Source organism: Pandoraea pnomenusa (assembly GCF_040391475.1).
Lineage (GTDB): Bacteria > Pseudomonadota > Gammaproteobacteria > Burkholderiales > Burkholderiaceae > Pandoraea > Pandoraea pnomenusa_C.
In genome coordinates this window covers 212,964-230,451 of sequence record NZ_JBEBXS010000001.1, presented here as the reverse complement: position 1 = coordinate 230,451, position 17,488 = coordinate 212,964, and the positions used below count along the sequence as shown (strand labels likewise).

At 63.6% G+C, this 17,488-nt stretch carries 13 protein-coding genes; 11 read left to right on the top strand and 2 right to left on the bottom strand.

The window, feature by feature from the left end:
- The first annotated feature begins 219 nt into the window (after positions 1-219).
- The 9 genes from ABWO90_RS00920 (at position 220) to ABWO90_RS00880 (ending at position 13,335) form a co-directional block, all read left to right on the top strand.
- On the top strand, positions 220-792 hold the full coding sequence (locus ABWO90_RS00920) for an HdeD family acid-resistance protein (protein WP_353189319.1): 573 nt from the start codon (positions 220-222) through the stop codon (positions 790-792).
- Positions 793-919: 127 nt separating this feature from the next.
- Entirely contained in the window at positions 920-1,405 is a 486-nt protein-coding gene (dps, locus tag ABWO90_RS00915; protein ID WP_353189318.1) for a DNA starvation/stationary phase protection protein Dps, read from the top strand.
- A gap of 142 nt (positions 1,406-1,547) precedes the next feature.
- On the top strand, positions 1,548-4,253 hold the full coding sequence (locus ABWO90_RS00910) for a bifunctional acetate--CoA ligase family protein/GNAT family N-acetyltransferase (RefSeq protein ID WP_353189317.1): 2,706 nt from the start codon (positions 1,548-1,550) through the stop codon (positions 4,251-4,253).
- Positions 4,254-4,337: 84 nt separating this feature from the next.
- Complete coding sequence (gene corA / locus ABWO90_RS00905) at positions 4,338-5,315, top strand: magnesium/cobalt transporter CorA (RefSeq protein ID WP_353189316.1); 978 nt, start codon at positions 4,338-4,340, stop codon at positions 5,313-5,315.
- A gap of 289 nt (positions 5,316-5,604) precedes the next feature.
- Positions 5,605-6,930, top strand: a complete 1,326-nt coding sequence (locus ABWO90_RS00900; RefSeq protein ID WP_353189315.1) for a CaiB/BaiF CoA transferase family protein — start codon at positions 5,605-5,607, stop codon at positions 6,928-6,930.
- Positions 6,931-7,150: 220 nt separating this feature from the next.
- On the top strand, positions 7,151-8,002 hold the full coding sequence (locus ABWO90_RS00895; protein WP_353189314.1) for a sulfite exporter TauE/SafE family protein: 852 nt from the start codon (positions 7,151-7,153) through the stop codon (positions 8,000-8,002).
- A 455-nt stretch (positions 8,003-8,457) separates the two neighbouring features.
- Positions 8,458-9,033 carry a hypothetical protein gene (locus ABWO90_RS00890; RefSeq protein ID WP_353189313.1) on the top strand — a complete coding sequence of 192 codons (576 nt, stop codon included), beginning with the start codon at positions 8,458-8,460 and terminating at the stop codon, positions 9,031-9,033.
- 214 nt (positions 9,034-9,247) lie between these two features.
- Positions 9,248-9,922, top strand: a complete 675-nt coding sequence (locus ABWO90_RS00885; protein WP_353189312.1) for a response regulator — start codon at positions 9,248-9,250, stop codon at positions 9,920-9,922.
- Positions 9,923-9,951: 29 nt separating this feature from the next.
- Complete coding sequence (locus tag ABWO90_RS00880; RefSeq protein WP_353189311.1) at positions 9,952-13,335, top strand: hybrid sensor histidine kinase/response regulator; 3,384 nt, start codon at positions 9,952-9,954, stop codon at positions 13,333-13,335.
- 33 nt (positions 13,336-13,368) lie between these two features.
- Here ABWO90_RS00880 and ABWO90_RS00875 read toward each other — a convergent pair whose 3' ends face one another.
- Entirely contained in the window at positions 13,369-14,274 is a 906-nt protein-coding gene (locus ABWO90_RS00875) for a LysR family transcriptional regulator (RefSeq protein ID WP_353189310.1), read from the bottom strand.
- Positions 14,275-14,387: 113 nt separating this feature from the next.
- Between ABWO90_RS00875 and hmgA the strand changes: the two genes are divergently transcribed.
- Positions 14,388-15,707 carry a homogentisate 1,2-dioxygenase gene (hmgA, locus tag ABWO90_RS00870; RefSeq protein ID WP_353189309.1) on the top strand — a complete coding sequence of 440 codons (1,320 nt, stop codon included), beginning with the start codon at positions 14,388-14,390 and terminating at the stop codon, positions 15,705-15,707.
- Between the two features lie 100 nt (positions 15,708-15,807).
- Positions 15,808-17,082, top strand: a complete 1,275-nt coding sequence (fahA, locus tag ABWO90_RS00865; protein WP_353189308.1) for a fumarylacetoacetase — start codon at positions 15,808-15,810, stop codon at positions 17,080-17,082.
- Between the two features lie 100 nt (positions 17,083-17,182).
- Here fahA and ABWO90_RS00860 read toward each other — a convergent pair whose 3' ends face one another.
- The gene (locus tag ABWO90_RS00860) at positions 17,183-17,437 is read right to left on the bottom strand and encodes a hypothetical protein (protein WP_353189307.1); all 255 of its coding nucleotides are present in this window, start codon (positions 17,435-17,437) and stop codon (positions 17,183-17,185) included.
- Positions 17,438-17,488: the final 51 nt, after the last annotated feature.

Here is a 17,488-nt window from a genome sequence, read left to right as displayed (position 1 = left end):
CGTCCGGTGCGATTGGCAACGCGCGAATTGCGGCGGAATGATGTCAATCAAAATGCGTGCCAGTGGCGCAAGCTATCGTGCATTTTTCACTTGATCTCGCAACAAAGCAGTCTCTAGAATGACTTCTTGGCGTGCATCGGACACCATCCATGCCAGACGTGTGGTAGATCGTCCGTTGCCCGTGTTCGCTACCTGCGGATATTTCACGAGAGGGATGCCATGCTCGGACTTCTGTCGAAATACTGGTGGTTGCTTGTGCTGCGCGGTGTACTGGCCGTCGTGTTCGGGGTCGCGGCATTTGCGTTACCCGGCGTGACGATTGCAGTGTTGGTGCTGTGCTTCGGCGCCTTTTCTTTCGTCGACGGGGTTTTCTCGCTCGGCGGCGCATGGGGCGCGCGGCGCGAACATGCCGATTGGTGGTTGCCGCTGCTGCAGGGCATTGCCGGCATCGTGATCGGCGTGCTCACTTTTCACAACCCGGCGTTGACCGCCGTTGCGTTGCTTATCTATATCGTGGCCTGGAGTTTCGTCACCGGCATTCTGCAGGTGGCCGCCGGCATCGCGCTGCGTCGCGAGGTCAAGGGCGAGCTGTGGGTCATTCTCTCCGGTGTCTTCAGCATTCTGTTTGCCATCTTCGTCATGTGGCAGCCGGGCGCGGGCGCGCTTGCGCTGGTCTGGGCCATCGGGGCATGGGCCATCGTCTGGGGCGTGTTGCTCGTGATGGCCGGTTTCAAGCTGCGGGGCGCCACGCATGGCGCGTCGCAAGTGCCGCCGGGGCATGCGCATCCGTAATCATGCCGGAGCGTTCTGTAGTCCCGGGATTGTCGCGTTTCCCTTCGTCCGCACGGGCGGTGTGCCGCCCGATGCCGACGGCTTCCCCCTGGGCAGTCTGCGGACTGCCTGACGTCAGGAGTGTCAAATGGCTCTGAATCATACGCGCAACACCCTCGGTGAAAAGATCCGTATCGAGTCGGTCAACCAGCTCAACCGCGGGTTGGTCAACGGTATCGATGTGCAGCGCCAGGCCAAGCAGGCGCACTGGAACGTGCACGGGCCGGGCTTCATCGAACTGCACCTGTTGTTCGACCAGGTTTACAACGCCGCGATCGAATGGACCGACCTGTGTGCCGAGCGTCTGGTCGCGCTGGGTGGTGTGGCCGACGGTCGCGTACAGACCGTGGCCAAGGCGACGGAATTGCCGCCGAGCAAGAACGAATTCAAGCGCGGGCTCGATCACGCAGCGGCACTGGCCGAGGCGCTGGCCGCCTATGGCGAGATCATTCGCGGGCTGATCGAATCTTCGGCCGAGATTGGCGACGCCACCACGTCGGACGTTTTCACGGAAATCTCGCGCGGCGTCGACGACCATCTCTGGAAGGTCGAGGCGCATTTGCGCGGCGAATGAGCGTGACGCTGTCCGGCACCCGTTCGGGTGTCGGCAGGCGGCTCGCCGTGTAGGACTGCTCATAAAATGACGCCCGAGCGCGCGCACCGGATGGGTCCGGTGTGCGCGCTTGCGCGTCTATCCAACATCCCCCGGAGTCGCCATGACCACCCGCAATCTGAGCCAGATGTTCCAGCCGAAGTCGGTCGCCATCATCGGTGCGTCCAATCGCGAGTTGCGGGTGGGCACGACGGTGCTGCAAAACGTCATCGACGGGGGCTTCGCCGGGGACATCTATCCGGTCAATCCGAAATACTCGATGCTCGCGGACCGCAAGTGCTATCGCGACGTGAGCGATTTGCCGCAGGCGCCCGATCTGGCGGTGATCTGTACGCCGCCGGAAACTGTGCCGGGCCTGATTCGTGAGTTGGGCGAGCGCGGTACGCGCGCGGTCGTGGTGCTGACCTCCGGGCTGGCGCGCCAACGCGATCGCCACGGGGTGACGCTGCAGGACCGCATGCTCAAGAACGCCAAACCGCATGTGCTGCGCATTCTCGGTCCGAACTGCATCGGCCTGCTCAGTCCCGGCATCGGGCTCAATGCGAGCTTTGCGCATATGGGGGCGCGTGCGGGCAAGCTCGCCTTCGTGTCGCAGTCCGGCGCGCTGACGACCGCCGTGCTCGACTGGGCCGATGCCCGCGAAATCGGTTTCTCGCACTTCGTCTCGATGGGCGACAGCGCCGACGTGGACTTCGGCGACATGCTCGACTATCTGGCAAGCGATCCGGGCACCGACGCGATTCTGATGTACATGGAGTCGATTCGCGACGCGCGCAAGTTCATGTCGGCTGCGCGCGCCGCAGCGCGCAACAAGCCGGTGGTGGTGATCAAGTCGGGCCGCGTGCCGGAAGGCGCGCAGGCGGCCGCGTCGCATACCGGCGCACTGGCGGGCTCGGACGATGTCTATGACGCGGCGATACGTCGCGCCGGCATGCTGCGCGTGGACACGACCGACGAGCTGTTCGCGGCTGTCGAGACGCTCGCGCGGCTGCGGCCGTTTTATGGCGACAAGCTTTCGATCATGACCAACGGCGGTGGCGCCGGCGTGATGGCGACGGACGCGCTCGTGCTCGCCGGCGGCAAGCTCGCGCATCTGGCCGACAAGACTCGCGAAGCGCTCGACGCTGCGCTGCCGAAGACCCTCGGTCGCGCCAATCCGGTGGATATCGGTGGCGACGCAGACATGGGGCGCTATACGGCGACACTGGCCGCCTTGTGCGAAGACCCGGAGACGGCAGCGGTGCTGTTCATTCAGGCGCCGACGGCGACCATGCCGAGCCTCGATCTGGCAAACGCGCTTGCGGCATTGCCCAAGCCGCCGAAGAACGTGTTCACCTGCTGGTTGGGCGGCGAGACCGCAGAGCATGCGCGCCGCATCTGCCGCGAGGCCGGATTGCCGACCTACGACACGCCGGAGAACGCGGCGCGCGCCTTCCTCGAAGCCGTGAACTATCGACGCAACCAGTCGTTGCTGATGGAAACGCCGCCGTCGATTCCGCCGGGGTTTGCGCCCGATGTGGCCAGGGTGCGGGCGATTGTCGACAGCGCCATGCACGAGGGGCGTTCACTGCTGACGGAACCCGAGGCCAAGGGGGTACTCGCCGCCTACGGTATCCCCGTTGTCGAGACACTCGTGGCCGAGACGCCAGAGCAGGCGGGCCAACTGGCGCAGGGGATTGGCTTTCCCGTGGCCGTCAAGCTGATTTCACCGGACATCACGCACAAGTCGGATGTCGGTGGCGTGGTGCTCAACATCGAGACGGCCGAGCAGGCGTGCGACGCCGCGCGCCAGATTCGCAAACGCGCGCTCGCCGCCAAGCCGGACGCCCGGGTGACCGGCTACTCGGTGCAGCGCATGGCGAACGGTGCCGAGGCGTTCGAACTGATCGTCGGTGTGGCGACGGACAGCGTGTTCGGCCCGGTGCTGCTGTTCGGCCAGGGCGGCACCGCCGTGGAAGTCATCGCCGACCGCACGATCGGATTGCCGCCGTTGAACCTGAACCTGGCGCGCGACATGGTGGCGCGGGCGCGCGTATCGAAGCTGATCGCGGGCTATCGGAGTCGTCCGGCAGCGGATCACGAGGCCATCTACCTCACGCTGGTGAAGCTCTCGCAACTGGTATGCGACGTGCCGGAGATCGCCGAACTCGACATCAACCCCTTGTTTGCCGATGCGCATGGCGTGCTCGCGCTCGACGCACGCATCGTGGCCCGCCCGCCCGCGTTGCCCGGCCATGGTCGGCTGGCGATTCGTCCGTATCCGCAGGAACTCGAGAGCACGGTCGATGCGGGCGGCAGGCCGGTGCGCGTGCGTCCGATTCGCCCGGAAGACGAGCCCGCCTACAGCGCGTTCTTCCATACGCTCACGCCGCAGGACGTGCAGTTCCGTTACTTCGGCCTGATCAAGGAACTCTCGCATTCGCAGATGGCGCGCGTGACGCAGATCGATTACGACCGCGCGATGACGTTCGTCGCCACGGAAAAGGACGAGGCGGGCAACACGCGGCTGCTCGGCGTGGTGCAGGCGCTGGCCGATCCGGACAACACGGTCGCCGAGTTCGCGGTGACGGTGAGTCCCGCAGCACAAGGGCGTGGACTGGGCCGCGCGCTCATGGAGCACATCGTCGACTACAGCCGCAAGCGCGGCACCGGCGAGCTCATCGGCTATGTGCTGACGGCAAATACGCGTATGCTGACACTCGCCCGTCATCTTGGCTTCGTTGAAGACAAGGAAATGGAGGCGGGCATTCTTCATATCCGGCTGCCGCTGCAACAGACGGCGCAGGCGCAGGAGACGCGCAAGACGTAACGACTCGGTCGTGGCGCCGCCCGTATCCAACGCTCGCGACGCTCGCAACTTAGGCAGGGGCGGCCGCCTCGACCAGGACGACGAATGCTAGTGAACTGCGTGGCCTATGAGGATGGCCGCAAGATTGCCGATCTGCACCCCGATGAAATCTCCGACTATCTGGAGCGCCCGCACTGCTTCGTGTGGGTGGCGCTCAAGGACCCCGGCCCCGGCGAACTGGCGCAGATGCAGCATGAGTTCGGTTTGCATGACCTCGCTGTCGAAGATGCACAGCACGGGCATCAGCGCCCGAAAATCGAACAGTACGGCGACTCGCTGTTTGCCGTGCTGCATGTGCTGAACAAAGACGCGGACGGCGATTTCTCGATCGGTGAGGTGGCGATCTTCGCCGGGCACAACTACGTGTTGTCCGTGCGCACGAACGCCTTGCAGGGACTTGGGGCGGTACGGGCGCGGGCGGAGAAGGAACCGCATTTGCTGCGTCAGGGCTCGATCTTCGTGCTTTATGCGCTCATGGACGCCATCGTCGACAGCTATTTCCCCGTGTTCGACGATCTCGAAGCGCAACTCGAAGCCATCGAAGCGGAAATATTCACGCCGAACATGCCCGCGAAAGGGCGCGCGATCATCGAGGATCTCTATCAGCTCAAGCGTCGGCTCATCACACTGCAACACGCGAGCGTGCCGCTCATGGAGGCGGTCAGCAAGCTGTTCGGGGCGATGGCGCCGAAGCTGTGCGGCGGCATGCAGGAGTATTTCCGCGACGTGTTCGACCACCTTCAGCGCATTACGAAGAACGTCGATCTGTTGCGGGAAATGGTGACCACGGCACTGTCGGTCAATCTCGGCATGATTTCGCTCGCGGAGAACGAGACGACGAAGCGCCTGGGATCGTTCGCCGCGCTGTTTGCCGTGCCGACGATGATTGCGGGGATCTACGGCATGAACTTCACGAATATTCCCGAGCTGCAGTTCCGCTTCGGCTACCCGCTGTGCATCGCCGTGATGATCCTCATCGATCTTTTCCTGTTCCTCAAATTCCGCAAGGCCGGCTGGCTGTAGCGCGGCGTCGCTGCGGTATCGCTGCGGTATCGCTGCGGTATCGCAGCGCGTTTTCAGCCAGGGTGCGCCCGGTGGCGCCGGGAAGGTGTCTGGCGGGCGTCTGTGTCTGCCGCGTGTCGTCGCGGCCACTTCCGGCAGGCTTGTTGTCGCGAGGCAACGAGCTGACTTTCCCCCGCTTTTTTCCGCAGTGACCGGCGTCGAGGAATTGCACTAAAATGCTGCAACGCCGCGTCAGACGGTTGCCAAGGTTCAGAAATACAACAAATACCAGGCAAATAGGGGTCAGATATTGAATGCACCACTCTCGGGGATCCGCGTCATCGAATTCTGTCGTGGCGCGGCGGGCGCCTACTGCGGCTTGCTGCTGGCAGACATGGGTGCGGACGTCATCATGGTCGACGATCCTGTCGACGACATTTCCAATGAAGGCCAGCGCTTGCTCGGCGAGGCCGCCCCGTTAGGGCTGCGGCGAAACAAGCGTTCCGTCGCGCTGGATTTGCTCACGCTCGAAGGCCGTAGCCTTGCCCATACGCTGGTCCGCGGGGCCGACGTCGTGATCGAGTCGCTGCCGCCGGGGTCACTCGCGCGCGCCGGGTTGGGGCACGAGGCACTTCTGTCCGTTCAGCCGCATCTCGTCTATGTGTCGATCTCGGCCTTTGGCCAGGACGGTCCGCGCTCGGCGACGCAGCCGGCCGGCGTGCCGGCGCTTGAAGCGCTGCGCGGCATGCTCGGTGCCGCATCGAATGGGCTGGAGCCGCCGCGCGATCTGCCGGTCGCCGACCTGGCGGCCGGACTGTATGCCGCATTTTCCGTGTCGGCGGCGTTGGTGGCGGCCAAGCAACACGGGCAGGGCGTTCACATCGACGTGCCCATCCTTGGCGCAACGCTTGCTATCGCGGCATTGCGCGCGGGTGACATCGGCGCGGCAGCGACCGAGCGAGCGGGGTTGGTGCCCGCGTCGGCCGTGGCAGCCCCCTATGAAGGGATGTCTGGCGTCGTCGGCGACGCTGCGCCCGGGTGGGCCATGAAGGGTGTCGGCCGCCGCGACGATCGTGCCAGCGGTTCGGGGCACGACGAAATTGGTGACGACCAGGCACGCTTTGGCGGTCCTTCGGCCCCCTGGCCGACGTTCCGGGCGCGCGATGGATACTTCGGCATGGATCTCGATGGACAGGCGCACTGGCAAGCGATTTGCGCGTTGGTCCACCGGGTCGATCTGCTCGACGACTCGCGATTCGCCACCCCCAGGGAGCGGGCGCGTCACCAGGCCGCGCTGCGCGACGTCCTCGAAGCGGTTTTCGTCCTGGATGATCGCGGTGTCTGGCTGGCACGGCTGGCGGCTGTGGGCGTGCCCTGTACGGCGATCAGTACGTATTCGCAAGTGCTTGCCGATCCGCAGGTGGCGCATATGGGATGGGTGCAGCCGATGGTACTGCCTACCGGAGAGACGACACATACGATCGGCTCGCCAGTCCGACTCAATGGCCAAAGCCCGGTAACGCATTCGGACCCGCCCGCGCCGGGTGCGCATACCGGTGACATTCTTGCCGAACTCGACGCAGACGAAGGTGTTGCTGCGCAAAAAATGCTGTCTTCTGGCGACATCCAGCGCTAATTCTGCAAATTCAGCCTGCATTTCTCGATTCGACGGCGCCATCAGGGCGCCGTTGTCATTTCGAACGTCGAAAAGCGGTCGTGCTGCCGGTGGCCCAGCCCAAGCGGCCGGCAGAGGGCGCTTTCCTACCGCCGGTGTTGTCTATATAATTCAACGTCATAAGCTTATGACTAATAGTGATTTGGCTTGCTGCCGGTCACGTTTTGCTGGACTCCCGCGCATGATTCCCGATCTCTCGAGTGTTTCGCCGACGGCTGCCTTGCTGGGCGCTGCCGTCGGCCTTGTGCTGGGATTGACTGGCGCGGGCGGGGGAATCTTTGCCGTACCGGCCCTGGTATTCGGACTTGGCTGGGGCGTGCCGCAAGCCGGTCCGGTGGCGTTGCTGGCGGTGGGGGCGAGTGCCGCAGTCGGCAGCGCTCAGGGACTACGTGCAGGGCTCGTGCGCTATCGCGCAGCGATGCTCATGGCCGTGATCGGTGTATGCGTGGCGCCGCTGGGCACATGGATGGCACACAAGCTTCCCGAGCGTTGGCTGGTCGGGCTGTTCGCCATCGCAATGATGGTGGTCGCGGCACGGATGTACCGCGCGTCGCGCGGGGCTGCCGCCAAGGCAACGCGCAATGCCGCAGGTGAGGGGGATGCCGCGTGCGCAGCGCTTCCGCCTTGCCGGCTGGATCCGGCGACAGGGCGGCTGCATTGGACGCGGCGTGTCGCCGGCACACTCGGCGCGATCGGGGCGGTCTCGGGGTTTGCTTCCGGGCTGCTTGGCGTAGGGGGCGGCTTCGTGATCGTTCCCGCGCTTCGGCGCTTTACCGACATTACCGTGCACGGCGTGGTGGCGACGTCATTGTTCGTCATTGCGCTGATTTCCGCAGGCACGGTGGCCAACGCCTGGTGGCATGGCATGCATCCGGGCACGCAAGGCTGGGTGTTCGTCGCCGGGGCCATCGTGGGCATGGTGTTCGGACGTGCACTTGCGCCTCGACTGGCCGCATCGCGGCTTCAGCAGATCTTTTCGATGCTGATGGCCATCGTCGCCATTGGCATGATCGGCAAAGCACTGGGCGTTTGACGCCCGCGCCGGGCTCCGGGACATCGCCATTTGAGTCCCGAATGCGAATGCCCGACGTCGTAATGTCCTTCCAATTACCTCTGAAATAAAGACACCTTTTAAGTAAATTTTTAAATGGTGTTTGTCTGCATTTGAATCATTGGATTTCGCGACATTGAGCTACCTCGCACCCGCGATGGTGACGCTTTAAATGAATCTTTTCGTCATGTCGCTGTCCATCTGAACGCTGCCCGAGCATTGCTGTTACGTGATATGAGTGATTTCCGCACGGAAGGCATGCATTTCACGTGAAATGCGCGTCACGCGATCGGTATTCCTCCTAATTTGAACTAGGATGATTCCTATAATCGGTTCAAAAACGGCAGGATTTTATAGATTTGTCCTATATTTCGGTTCGTCGTAGAAACGGTGCGTGGCCGATATGTTGCGCGGCGTCGCGACCGACTTTTGCATGAATGACCACGACACACGCTGATACTTCCACGCTCGATTCGATCTTCCGTCCGGACACGCATCAACACGCGTTCCGGTTTGGCGTTGTAGCGCGAACCTGTCTGATCGCCGCTGCGGCGGCGATGTGGTTGGCGGGTTGCAGCGAGTATCAAGGGACGACAGCGAGCGTATCGACGACCGGTCACGAGCCGGAAAGCGCGAGCGCGTCGATGTCGACATCCGGACAACCCGTTGCGGCGTCGCGCGAAGTCGAATCGCGTATGCGGCCGGTGGCTGCTGCGGTAGCGATGAGCGGCACACCGCAAGTGGGCGTTGTCGTCAGCGGCACATATCGCTGGATGGCCGATTGGCCTGAGACCGACAGCCTGCATCTGTGGGAGGCGGCGTCGGGGCCGACACGTATGCGCGTGGTCGGGCGAGCGCGCGAGATGATGCCGTCCGCAGGGCTGCGCGGCGTACGCCTTCGCTACTGCGTCAAACCGGTGATCGGTACGGGTGCTACGCGGCTGGTGGGGCACAAGACGTGCTCGGCCTGGACGACCGTCGGCGGCCCGCGAGCGGGCGATATTGCCGGATAAGCCGGGAAGGCTCAACGAATTCTGATAGCGCGAGCGCGGCAGGACTGCGAGGAAGTCGTTTCGCAGATGCCGCGCGGCAGCAATGCGGTCACGCCTTACGTGACCTACGAGTGTGTCGGACGACCCACATTCCTCTTTTTTGAAGCCATGACGCGTAGACACGGCGAAGGATCGCACGCGCCCACGGCTGACTTCTTTTAATAGGATTTTGCAAATGATGGTTAAGATTCTGATTGCCGACGATCACCCGATCGTCGCTTCTACGTTGCGTGAAATGCTCTCCCCGGACCCGGGTTTTCACGTCCTGCCCCCGGTCTCGAACTCGACGGAACTCTTCGATGCGCTCGAGAAGAATTCGGTCGACGTGCTGATCACCGACTACTGCATGCCGGGTGGGGCTTTCGGCGACGGTCTGGTCATGATCAACCGCGTGCGTCGCAAGTATCCGGACGTCAAGATCATTGTGTTCACCTCGATCGAGCAGCCCGCGATCATTCACGCGCTCGACAGCTGCGGCGTACTTGGCGTCATGACCAAGTCCGACGATCTGCGAGAGATCACCGTGTGTGTCGAGCGTTGCCGTCGGGGCATGAGCTACCGCGGCGGGCGTGCCGAACAGATCCTCGAAGAGCAGATGCGTCGCAAGCCGACCGCGCGTCGTCCGCTTTCGCCCAAGGAAATGGAAGTGCTGCGCATGTATCTGGACGGCCAGAACGTGTCGCAGATCGCCGACGCCCTCAAGCGATCGGCCAAGACGATCAATAATCAGAAGCGCATGGCGATGTGCAAGTTGGGATGCCGTACCGACATGGAACTGTTCAAGCTTCATGTTTCCAGCCCGGTTCAGCTCTCGCGAGAAGGCGAGACCGAAACGCCGAGTGCTGCCTGAATTCATTCCGACACCGGATATTGGAGTCTATGCCCGCCAGAACGATGACACGTGACATCGCCATCGCCGGTCGCCTGCTTCGCATCGGTGGCTTGCTTGCGCTGCTTTTCGGCATATCGATCTGGGTGGCGACCGTTTCGTATGCGTTGTTCGGCACGTTGTGGCAAAGCGGCCAGAAGACCGAGGCGTTCTTCGCGGCCGTCGGTCAGGAAATCCGCGATCTCGAGATATTCAACGAGCAGGCGCGGGCGATGTCCCAGGCGACGCAGGCGAGCAAGGTGCGTCCGGGCGGTACCCAGCAGGCGCTGACCGATCGGATTCTCCTGCCATTGCTCGACATGCCCGTCGGCTCGGCCCGACGTATCAATGGCGTTGGCTGGGACAGCGAATTCGAGATCGTCAAGCTGGCGACGATTTCACCTGAGGACGCGGCGAAGTATGCGCGGCTGACGCTGCGCCTCATGGTGCTCGACGCCCACTTCTGGAGCCCACTCGACGGTCAGGACGAAACCTTCATCATCTCTGCCGACGGCGCCTTTGCGGCGTACCGTCCCGCCATCGGCCGGGAGTCGTTTACCCCGGTCAAGCTGGCAAGGGACACGGAGGCGATGATGGTCGAGATCAACAAGGTCGAGCGCTATCACGCGGGCATTCGCAATAACAGCGACGGGCCATTCTGGACGTATAACTACGAGCATCCGGTCACTCACCTGAAGACCGTATCGAGCTTCGTCCCGATACGCGATCTCGACGGACATCTCGTGCTTTACGTCGGCACCAGCATGTCGCCCGACATGATCGTGCCGCCCCGGATGCGCAATCTCGAACGCTCCGGTGAAGCCCTGCAACTCATTTCCGACGATGGTCTGGTCATCGCGAGCGCGGGCGTCCCGCTCTCGGCGTCGGCCAGCTTGCGCACGCTTGTGACGTTGCCGCTCTTTGGCGGCGCGAGGATGACGTTGCGCTCGGACGGCCAACGACTCATCTTCGAGCGGCGACTGTCGTCCACGCCGTGGTTTGTCCGCTATGCCGTGCGGCCGCAGGCATTGCTGCGCGAGAACGCGACCTTGCTGCTCGGTGCCACGCTTTTGCTGTGCCTCTACGCGGGCGGTGTGTACGCCGGAATGCGCTACATGCGTCAGCGCATTATCGAACCGGCGCGCCAGCGCACGACGGCGCTACTCGAGCGCGATGCCTTCACGCAGACGCTCATCGAGACCGCACCGGTCGGCATGGCCATCATCGATCCGTTTGAGCCAGCCGTGGTGATGAGCAACCCGGCATACGCGGGTACCGTGGATCTGCTGCGACATCTTGGCGACGGCGAATTGACACGCATGTATCGACAGTTGCACAGCGGTGTGGTGGCGCGTCCGGTGCGGCGGTTGCTGAGTGCCACGGACGACGCGGGTGAGCGCCACTACGCCGTGAGTTTCGTCGACACGGTCTTTCGCGAGCAACCGGTGCTGATCGGCACGTTGTCCGATGTTACCGAGCAGCGTCGCTTCGAGCTGGAGCAGCGCAAGGCGCGGCTCGCCGCCGAAAGCGCGAATCGCGCGAAAGACGTTTTCCTCACCACGGTCAGTCATGAAATGCGTACGCCGCTGTACGGCACGCTGGCATCGCTCGAACTGCTCAGCGCGCAAAATCTGGGCGACGACCATCGTTATTACGTCGACGTGATGGAGAGTTCGACGCGCAATTTGCTCGATCTCATCAACGACTTGCTCGACTACTCTCGCATGCAGGTGGGGCGCTTCGAACTGAACTCGCGCGACGGCTCGTTGCTCAAGGAACTCGAAGCCGTCGGGCTGTCGTTTACCGGGCGTGCGCGTTTGCAGGGGCTCGCGCTCGACTGGATGATTGACCCGCAGCTCTCGCGCGCCGTGCACACCGATGCGCTACGGCTCGGCCAGGTCATTACGAATCTGGTAGGCAACGCCATCAAGTTCACGGCGAAGGGGCATGTGGCGTTCAGTGCGATGGTCACGCGGGCCGACAGGCAAGGCTGCGACGTGGCGTTCACCGTCAGCGACAGTGGGGTGGGGATTGCGGCGGCCGATCTTTCCGATTTGTTCCGACCGTTCGGCAAGAGCACCACGGAGCCCGGCATGCAGCACGGCACGGGTCTGGGGCTGGCGATCTCGCAGCAGTTCGTCGGGATGCTCGGCGGGGTGCTTCAGGTGGAGAGCACGAAGGGCGAGGGCACCACGATGCGGTTCACGCTGCATCTGCCCTGGGCACCGGATAGCGAGTCGCCGTCCATCATCGACCTGGGCGAAACCTTTGCCTATGTCAGCGAACTGCCCCGCCGGCACTGGTATCTCGAGGCGCTCATCCGCCGTGCCGGTTATACGCCGGTGCGCTACGACGACGCCGTGTCGTGGTCGACCGGCGACGGCCGGACGCAGGACGCCGGGTTGCTCCTTTTCGCTGACGAATGGCCTGTGCGGGGGATGGCGGGCGCGCAGGTGTACCTGCTGCGTTCGACGCCGGTGGATCGTCCGCCCGGCATCGCACCGGCCTGGCCGCGCGACATTGCGTTGTTCCAGCAGGCGGAGCTTTGGGAAGCCTTGGGCGCGGCCCCTCACCGTGGGCGTGCATCGACGGGCGACATGGCCGGCGCGACGCGTGCGCAGGCGCGTGTGCGCCCATTGGCCGGGTGGTACGTGCTGGTCGCGGACGACCATCCGATCAGCGGCATGTTGCTGTCGCGTCAGTTGGAGGGGCTCGGCGCAATGGTCGACTGCTACCACGATCCGCGCGAAGCGCTCGATGCGTTCGACGCAGAGTCGCATATGCTCGTGATCACGGACGCCAACATGCCGCACGTGTCCGGTCATGCCTTGGCGACCGAGATCAAGGCGCGTGCACCGCATGTGCCTGTTATCGTGGCAACGGCGGACGTCACTCTGCGCCACGATCGTGATCCGAATTCACCTTACGATGCCGTGGTGTACAAGCCGGTCGACGCGCGATCCCTATTGCGTGTCATCGAGTTGGTTCGCAAGCGCTACCCGTCGCTCAGTGTCGAGATCGCGCCGTTGCCGGATGCGGAGCGCGCGATCAGCCAGGCCGTGCCGGCATCGCCGAATGCAGCGGCAGGCAAGGATCGGCATCTGCCACTGTCGGACATGCTCGACACGTTCGTGAAGATTGCCGATCAGGACATCGCGAATTGTCGGGCGGCGCTGGCCGAAGTCTCGCGTGAGTCGCTTCGTCATTCCGCGCATCGTTTGCGTGGCGGCTTCATGGCCTTCGGCCTGAGTTCACTGGCGACGCTCGCCGCGAACCTTGAGCATCTCGCACCGCAGGCGTCGGCAGGGCAGATGGGGGCGGCGTTTGAAGCCCTTGACGTTGCATGGAACGAGTGGCTTCGCGCGCAAGGCCATGCGATCGCCAGCGATGCCTGACCCAACGCCTGGCGTCAGCACCCGCAGCGTCCGTTATTCCACGAAGTGTTCCGAAATCAACTGTCGCAGCCACTGGTTACCGGCGTCCTGATGGTATCGCCGGTGCCAGAACACGTTCGTCTGTAGTGCGGGAAGCCGTAATGGTGGCTCCACGAAACGCAGGCCGAACGGCGCGGCAGCACGTTCGGCAAACTTCTGGGGCACGGTGACGACGAGATCGTTCGCACTGACGACGTAAGGCACGGCGATGAAGTGCGGTACCCAGTAGTTGGCGTCGGCACCGAAACCTGCCTGCGCCAGCAATTGGTTCACCCGTGCGTAGGGGTTGTCGCCGGTCGCCACGAAAAGATGCCGCGCGGCCTGGAATTCGGCGAGCCCCGCTTCCGGATTGTCGAGGGCGTGGCCGATCCGGAACATGCTGACATACTTCTGACTGAACAGACGCCGCTGGAAGAACGGCCCGGTCAGGTCGTCGAACGCGCCCACCGCCAGGTCCACATGTCCGGCGGCCATCGCTTCCTTGAGTTCCGGCAACGTCGTCCGCACGGTCCTGACGCGCACGCCCGGGGCAAGCCGGGTACACAAATCCACGAGCGCGGGCATGAAGTACACCTCCCCGACGTCTGTCATGGCCAGCGTGAATTCGCGCTGGCTGCTCGCCGGATCGAACGCTTCCCGATGGTTGATCGCCCGCGAAATCCCCGCAAGTGCCGCAGAGACTGGTTCCGCCAGCGCTTCGGCAAAGGGCGTCGGTTGCATGCCTGCACCGGTGCGTGTGAACAGTTCGTCATCGAAGCTTTGGCGCAGGCGCGCCAGCCCATTGCTGACCGCTGGCTGCGACAGGCCCAACTCGCGGGCGGCCTGGGAAATGCTCCGGTGCGTCAGCACCGCATGAAAGACGACCAGCAGGTTCAAATCGACATCGCGTAAGGAAATCATGAGGTGTCTGGCAATATTCGTATTGTGAATATAGTGGATTCGTCTATTTATATCGCAAAATTTGGTCGCATATCGGAAAATGGTCGCATTCGAAATCAGGAGACGAGGCCGTCATGCGCCAAGCAGATCAAATTCAGGGGGAACTGGGCTATCTGTCCGGTTTTGCCAACGAGTTCGCGACCGAGGCGCTGCCCGGTGCATTGCCCATCGGGCAGAACTCGCCGCAACGTGCGCCATACGGCCTCTATGCGGAACAACTCTCCGGTACGGCATTCACGGCGCCGCGCGGCCATAACCGCCGCGCCTGGGTGTACCGCATCCGTCCCGCGGCCATGCACAAGCCGTTCACGGCGATTGAGCAGACGCGCTGGCTGAGCCGCTTCGATGCGGTCCCCACGCCGCCGAACCAGATGCGCTGGGACCCGCTGCCTATGCCGGAGACGCCGACCGACTTCGTCGACGGCATGGTGACGATGGCGGGCAACGGCGGTCCGGACGGTGGCCACGGCTGCGGTATCCATGTGTACGCTGCCAACAAGTCGATGGACGGCCGCTTCTTTTACAACGCCGACGGTGAGCTGCTGATCGTGCCGCAGGAAGGGCGTCTGCGTATCGCCACCGAGTTCGGCGTGCTCGAGGTCGAGCCGTACGAGATCGCTGTCTTGCCGCGTGGCGTACGTTTTCGCGTGACGTTGCCGGATGGCCGCGCACGTGGTTACGTGTGCGAGAACTACGGCGCGCTGTTCCGTTTGCCGGATCTCGGTGTGATCGGCTCGAACGGTCTGGCGAATCCGCGCGACTTCCTCACGCCGGTGGCGGCCTACGAAGATGTGGAAGGCGACTTCGAACTCGTGGCGAAATTCGGCGGTGCCCTGTGGCGAGCCGATATCGGTCACTCGCCGCTGGATGTGGTGGCCTGGCACGGCAACTACGCGCCGTACAAATACGATTTGCGCCGGTTCAACACGATCGGCTCGATCAGCTATGACCACCCGGATCCGTCGATCTTCCTGGTGTTGCAATCGCAGAGCAATGCGCCGGGCGTCGACGATATCGACTTCGTGATTTTCCCGCCGCGCTGGCTGGCGATGGAAAACTCGTTCCGCCCGCCCTGGTTCCATCGCAATATCGCCAGCGAATTCATGGGCCTCATCCACGGCGTGTACGACGCCAAGGCCGAAGGCTTTGTGCCGGGCGGTGCCAGCCTGCACAACTGCATGTCGGGCCACGGTCCCGATGCCGATACGTTCGAGAAGGCCTCGGCGGCCGATACGAGCAAGCCGCACAAGGTCGACGCGACGATGGCGTTCATGTTCGAAACACCGGCCGTCATTCGCCCGACGCGTTTCGCGCTCGAGACCAAGCAGTTGCAGGACAACTACTACACCTGCTGGCAAGGTCTGAAGAAGCATTTCAATCCGAACCAGAAGTAAGCGGCCTCGCGCCGTCACTTCACCGATCCCTGAGACGGCCGGCCTCCTGTAACTCGCGTTCAGGGCCGGCCGAAGCGCTACCTCGAAGAAGGAATTCCACATGTCCGCTCTCCCGCAAAGCTGGGTCGCGTCCGCCAATACCGGCGTGACGGACTTCCCGCTGCAAAACCTGCCGTATGGCGTGTTCAGCACTGCATCGCAACCGTCGCCGCGCGTGGGCGTCGCGATTGGCGATCAGGTACTCGACCTGGCAGCCCTCGAAGCCGCCGGTGTGCTGAAGGCCGGCGACACCGCCGTGTTCGCGCAACCGTCGATCAACGCGTTCGTGGCACTCGGCAGCGCTGCCTGGCGTGCCACGCGCGCGCGCCTGACGTCGCTGCTTGCTGCCGACGGCGACGCTGCGTTGCGCGAGAACGCCGCGCTGCGCGCACAGGCGCTGGTACCGCTCGCCGAAGCCACGCTGCATCTGCCTGTGCAGGTGCCGGGCTATACCGACTTTTACTCGTCCAGAGAGCACGCCACGAACGTGGGCAGCATGTTCCGCGACCCGGCCAATGCGCTGCTGCCGAACTGGCTGGAGATCCCCATCGGCTACAACGGTCGGGCCAGCTCGGTGGTGGTGAGCGGCACGCCGATCCATCGTCCGAACGGACAGATCAAGCTGCCCGATCAGCCGCGTCCGATTTTCGACGGCTGTCGCAAGCTCGACTTCGAACTGGAGACCGGTTTCATCGTCGGTCGCGAGACCGCACTTGGCGAGTCGCTGAGCGTCGAGGCCGCCGAAGCCGCCATCTTCGGCATGGTGATCCTCAACGACTGGTCGGCGCGCGATCTGCAGCAGTGGGAATACGTACCGCTCGGCCCGTTCAACGCGAAGACGTTTGGCACCTCCATCTCGCCGTGGGTGGTGACGATGGAAGCGCTCGAGCCCTTCCGTGTGGCCGGCCCGGAACAGTCCCCGGAGCCGCTCGCGTATCTGCAGCAATCGGGCAAGCACGCATTCGACATCGAGCTCGAAGTGCTCATGCAAGGCGAGGGTGATGCGCAGGCCACGTCGATCTGCCGCACCAACTTCCGTCACATGTACTGGAGCATGGCGCAACAATTCGCTCACCATACGGTCTCCGGCTGCAATGTGCGGGTCGGCGACATGATGGGCTCCGGCACGATCAGCGGGCCGACGCCGGATTCGTTCGGCAGCCTGCTCGAACTGACATGGAACGGCAAGAACCCGATCACGCTGGACAGCGGCGCAAAGCGCACGTTCATCGAAGACGGTGACACGGTCGTGATGGCAGGCTGGTGCCAGGGCGACGGCTATCGCGTCGGCTTCGGCGAAGTCTCGGGCAAGATCCTGCCGGCGAAGGCTCGCTAAGCCACACGCAAGCGGTGCCCGGCAGGGTGCCTGGTGTTACGCCGGGCGCCACACGTCGCACACACAACGCGCTGTGCCGGTTGTCCGGCCAGCGCGTTTGTCATTTGGACGTCGGCGCCGACGCATGCACGCCGGGCGGATCGGTCAACGTGCCGGAAAAGCGCTGCCACCATGGGTTGACGCGTCCGACCAGCAAGCTCGCACTCACGCGGCAACGTGTTGGCGTGTAGGCGAGTTCATTGCCGACGCGACGCAAGAGTGGTGGGTCGCCCAGACGTGCGCGACGGGGTACGCGCAGCGGACGGCGCGCGCGTGGCGCGCTCGGTGGCGTGCCTGGGGACGTGATCTGTGGCATTCGGTATCTCCCGGAATCGTGTGAGTACGGGAAACATTTAGCCACGTTGTG

Excerpts from the sequence above, each read along its gene's own strand:
- ABWO90_RS00920 (WP_353189319.1), top strand. The coding sequence starts at position 220 with ATGCTCGGACTTCTGTCGAAATACTGGTGGTTGCTTGTGCTGCGCGGT.
- dps (WP_353189318.1), top strand. The coding sequence starts at position 920 with ATGGCTCTGAATCATACGCGCAACACCCTCGGTGAAAAGATCCGTATC.
- ABWO90_RS00910 (WP_353189317.1), top strand. The coding sequence starts at position 1,548 with ATGACCACCCGCAATCTGAGCCAGATGTTCCAGCCGAAGTCGGTCGCC.
- corA (WP_353189316.1), top strand. The coding sequence starts at position 4,338 with ATGCTAGTGAACTGCGTGGCCTATGAGGATGGCCGCAAGATTGCCGAT.
- ABWO90_RS00895 (WP_353189314.1), top strand. The coding sequence starts at position 7,151 with ATGATTCCCGATCTCTCGAGTGTTTCGCCGACGGCTGCCTTGCTGGGC.
- ABWO90_RS00890 (WP_353189313.1), top strand. The coding sequence starts at position 8,458 with ATGACCACGACACACGCTGATACTTCCACGCTCGATTCGATCTTCCGT.
- ABWO90_RS00885 (WP_353189312.1), top strand. The coding sequence starts at position 9,248 with ATGATGGTTAAGATTCTGATTGCCGACGATCACCCGATCGTCGCTTCT.
- ABWO90_RS00880 (WP_353189311.1), top strand. The coding sequence starts at position 9,952 with ATGCCCGCCAGAACGATGACACGTGACATCGCCATCGCCGGTCGCCTG.
- ABWO90_RS00875 (WP_353189310.1), bottom strand. The coding sequence starts at position 14,274 with ATGATTTCCTTACGCGATGTCGATTTGAACCTGCTGGTCGTCTTTCAT.
- hmgA (WP_353189309.1), top strand. The coding sequence starts at position 14,388 with ATGCGCCAAGCAGATCAAATTCAGGGGGAACTGGGCTATCTGTCCGGT.
- fahA (WP_353189308.1), top strand. The coding sequence starts at position 15,808 with ATGTCCGCTCTCCCGCAAAGCTGGGTCGCGTCCGCCAATACCGGCGTG.
- ABWO90_RS00860 (WP_353189307.1), bottom strand. The coding sequence starts at position 17,437 with ATGCCACAGATCACGTCCCCAGGCACGCCACCGAGCGCGCCACGCGCG.